Genomic DNA, 1,292 nt, shown 5'->3' on the forward strand with positions numbered 1-1,292 from the left:
GATGCAGCGCGCCCTCGCCGACTGGGCCGCGCGGCCGCAATGCGCGGCCGACGGCCAGGCCATCTGCCAGCTGATCGAGGACTTCGAACTGCCCGGCGAAAGCCGCCCGGCCAGCCCCTGCCCCGCCCACTGAAACATCGAAAAGATCGATCAATAGCCCGCAAAACTTGCGGCATTTGATCGACAAGATCGGCGTAGCATGATCTCCATCGCCTCGACCGACGGAGTCCACACCATGATCCAAGCCCGCCGCATCCTCAGCATCCAACCCGGCCAGCCGGCCTCGGACGGCGCCGGCGTGCGCCTCAACCGGGTGATCGGTGGCCCCGGCCTGGAGCGCTTCGATCCCTTCCTGATGCTCGACGAGTTCTCCAGCAGCGACCCGGACGACTACATCGCCGGCTTCCCGCCGCACCCGCACCGCGGCTTCGAGACCATCACCTATATGCTCGAAGGACGCATGCGCCATGAGGACCACCTGGGCAACGTCGGCCTGCTCGGCACGGGCGGCGTGCAGTGGATGACCGCCGCGCGCGGCATCGTCCACAGCGAGATGCCCGAACAGGAGTCCGGCGCCATGCGCGGTTTCCAGCTGTGGCTCAACCTGCCGGCCAGGGACAAACTGGGCGACCCCGGCTACCGCGATATTCCGGCCGAGGAGATTCCGCGCCTGACCACGGCAGGCGGCGTCGAGGTGGTGGTGATCGCCGGCCAGTTCGACGACGGCCAGCTCCGCCAGGCCGGCGCCGTGCAGCGCCCGCACACCCAGCCGCAGCTGTTCGACCTGCACCTGCCGCCCGGCAGCCGGATCGCCCCGCGCCTGGCCGACGGCCAGCGGGTGATGCTGTACGTCTATGAAGGCTTGCTCGAACTGCCCGAGGCCGGCGCGCAACCCGTCAGCGCCGGACGCCTGGTGCGGCTGTCCGACGCGGGTGAATTGCATCTGGCCAGCGCCCAGGGCGCACGGGTGCTGCTGATCGCCGGCACGCCGCTGCACGAGCCCATCGTGCAGTACGGCCCGTTCGTGATGAACAGCCGCGAGGAGATCGAGCAGGCCCTGCGCGATTTCCGCGACGGCGTGCTGGCCTGATCCGGCGCAGTGTCAGGCCGGCTGCGCCACCTCGGCCAGGCCGAGAAAGGCGCACAGGTCGGCCTTGCGCGCCATGGCGTCCTGGTAGCCCAGCTCGATCAGCTCGCTGCAGTAGCCGGGCTCGAACAGCAGGTAGCTGAGCACCCCGGCGCCGCCCGCCTTGGTCGCCCCCGGCCCGCGCAGGAACAGGCGCAGCGCCCGC

General features: G+C 70.1%; 1 protein-coding gene and 1 pseudogene. One reads left to right on the forward strand and one right to left on the reverse strand.

Going from position 1 to position 1,292, the window contains the following annotated elements:
* Window positions 1-235 precede the first annotated feature (235 nt).
* Complete coding sequence (locus tag N878_RS21075) at window positions 236-1,090, forward strand: pirin family protein (protein ID WP_031303650.1); 855 nt, start codon at window positions 236-238, stop codon at window positions 1,088-1,090.
* A 12-nt stretch (window positions 1,091-1,102) separates the two neighbouring features.
* Here N878_RS21075 and N878_RS29140 read toward each other — a convergent pair.
* Window positions 1,103-1,292: pseudogene (locus tag N878_RS29140) on the reverse strand (patatin-like phospholipase family protein); the annotation flags it as partial.

The organism is Pseudomonas sp. EGD-AK9, assembly GCF_000465935.2.
GTDB lineage: Bacteria > Pseudomonadota > Gammaproteobacteria > Pseudomonadales > Pseudomonadaceae > Aquipseudomonas.